Genomic DNA, 2,526 nt, shown 5'->3' with positions numbered 1-2,526 from the left:
GGCCAACCGGGATTTCTCCTCCCGGGAGTTGACCGAACACTTCCTGGCCCGCATTCAGCAATACGACGGCGACCTCAACAGCTTTGTCACCGTCACCGACGCCCAGGCGCTGGCCCAAGCCGATGCCGCCGACGCAGCCATTGCCGCCGGCAAGGCCGGCCTGCTCACCGGCCTGCCCATCGCCCACAAGGACATTTTCTGCACCGAGGGGGTGCGCACCAGCTGCGGCTCAAAAATGCTGGACAACTTTATTGCCCCCTACACCGCCACCGTGGTGGAAAAGATGGCCGCCGAAGGCGCCGTCATGCTGGGCAAGACCAATATGGATGAGTTCGCCATGGGCTCTTCCAACGAGACCAGCTACTACGGCCCGGTGAAAAACCCCTGGGATCTGGAGCGGGTTCCCGGCGGTTCCTCCGGCGGTGCCGCCGCCTGCCTGGGCGCCCGCCTGGCCCCTGGCGCCACCGGCACCGACACCGGCGGCTCCATCCGCCAACCGGCGGCGCTGAACAACATCACCGGCCTCAAGCCCACCTACGGTCGCGTCTCCCGCTGGGGCATGATTGCCTTTGCATCCAGCCTGGATCAGGCCGGCCCCATGGCACAGAGCGCCGAAGACTGTGCGCTGATGCTGCAGGCCATGGCCGGTCACGATTCTCGCGACTCCACCAGCCTCAACGAAAAGGTGGGCGATTATCTGGGCGCCCTGAAAGACGATATCAGCGGCCTGACCATCGGCATCCCGGAAGAATTTTTCCCGAACACCCTGGATGGCGCCATCGCCGATAACAGCCGTGACGCCATTCGCGAACTGGAAAAACTCGGCGCTAAGGTGGTGTCCGTGTCCCTGCCCAGCATCAAGCTGTCGGTGCCGGCCTACTATGTGATTGCCCCGGCAGAAGCCAGCGCCAACCTCAGCCGCTTTGACGGCGTGCGTTTCGGCCATCGCTGTGACGACCCGAAAGATTTGGAAGACCTGTACAAACGCTCCCGCTCCGAAGGGTTTGGCGACGAAGTAAAACGCCGCATCCTGGTCGGCGCCTACGCCTTGTCCGCCGGTTACTACGACGCCTACTACCGCCGCGCCCAGCAAGTCCGTCGCCTGATCCGCGACGACTTCGCCCGCGCCTTTGAAAAAGTGGACGTGCTGATGGGCCCCACGGCGCCGGAAACCGCCTTCAAACTCGGCGCCAAAAAGGACGATCCGGTCAGCATGTATATGGCCGACGTCTTCACCATTGGCGTCAACCTGGCCGGCCTGCCGGCGCTGTCCATGCCCACCGGTTTTATCAATGGCCTGCCCACTGGCACCCAGATCATCGGCAATTATTTCCGTGAAGGGCAGATTCTCAACGTGGCCCACAAATATCAGCAGGCCACTGACTGGCACAAGCAAGCGCCAGCGTTTGGAGGTGCACAATGAGTTGGGAAGTGGTTATCGGTCTGGAAGTGCACGTCCAGCTCAACACCGCCAGCAAACTGTTCTCTGGCAGCAAGCTGTCCACCGGCGCAGAACCGAACACCCAGGCATCACTGGTTGATCTGGGCTTGCCTGGCACCTTGCCCGTGGTGAACCGGGAAGCGGTACGCAAGGCTGCCCTGTTTGGCCTGGCCATCAATGCCGACATTTGCCGCCACAGTGTTTTTGAACGGAAAAATTATTTTTACCCGGACCTGCCCAAGGGCTATCAAACCACGCAGCTGGCCGAGCCGGTTGTCGGTGCTGGCACCGTTGAGATCCAACTTGAAAACGGAGAGAAAAAGGTCGTTCGCATCCATCATGCCCACTTGGAAGAAGATGCCGGCAAGTCTTTACATGAAGACTTTCATGGCATGACCGGCATCGACCTGAACCGCGCCGGCACCCCGCTGATTGAAATCGTCAGTGAGCCAGACATGGCCAACGCCGAAGAAGCCGTGGCCTTTGCCCGCAAGTTGCACGCCATCGTCACCTCCATCGGCATCTGCGATGGCGACATGTCCCAGGGCAACATGCGCTTCGATGTGAACATTTCCGTTCGCAAACCCGGCGAGCCACTGGGCACCCGCACCGAAACCAAAAACCTCAACTCTTTCCGCTTCATGGAAAAGGCCATCGCCCTGGAAGTAGAACGGCAGATTGACGTTCTGGAAGATGGCGGCGAAATCGTTCAGGAAACCCGCCTGTACAATGGCGACACGCACACCGCCCGCTCCATGCGCAGCAAGGAAGACGCCAACGACTACCGTTATTTCCCCTGCCCGGACCTGTTGCCCGTCGCGATTACCGATGCCGACATCGAAGAACTGAAAGCGGCCATGCCCGAGTTGCCGGATTCTCGCAAGGCACGCTTCATCAACGACTATCAGCTGTCAGAGTACGATGCAGACCTGTTGTCCGGCTCCATCGCCACTGCCGCGTTCTTCGAAGCAGCCGCCAAAGCCGGCGGTGACGCCAAGCTGGCCGCCAACTGGGTCATGGGTGAACTGGCCGCCAAACTGAACGCCGAAGAAAAAGATATTGCCGACAGCCCGGTTAGTGCGGAA

The 2,526-nt window shown here is 60.6% G+C and carries 2 protein-coding genes; both read left to right on the top strand.

What is annotated here, in order from left to right:
* Positions 1 to 1,423 (top strand): Asp-tRNA(Asn)/Glu-tRNA(Gln) amidotransferase subunit GatA (gene gatA / locus A3754_RS25195; RefSeq protein WP_063521666.1); only part of this gene is annotated, 1,423 nt, incomplete at its 5' end.
* Positions 1,420 to 2,526: Asp-tRNA(Asn)/Glu-tRNA(Gln) amidotransferase subunit GatB (gene gatB / locus A3754_RS25190; RefSeq protein ID WP_063521665.1), on the top strand; the 1,107-nt coding region annotated here is incomplete at its 3' end. The genes gatA and gatB, both read left to right, overlap by 4 nt.

This window comes from Alcanivorax sp. HI0083 (assembly GCF_001635175.1).
The sequence above is the reverse complement of the archived record's forward strand: the minus strand, read 5'-3'. Positions and strand labels throughout refer to the sequence as shown.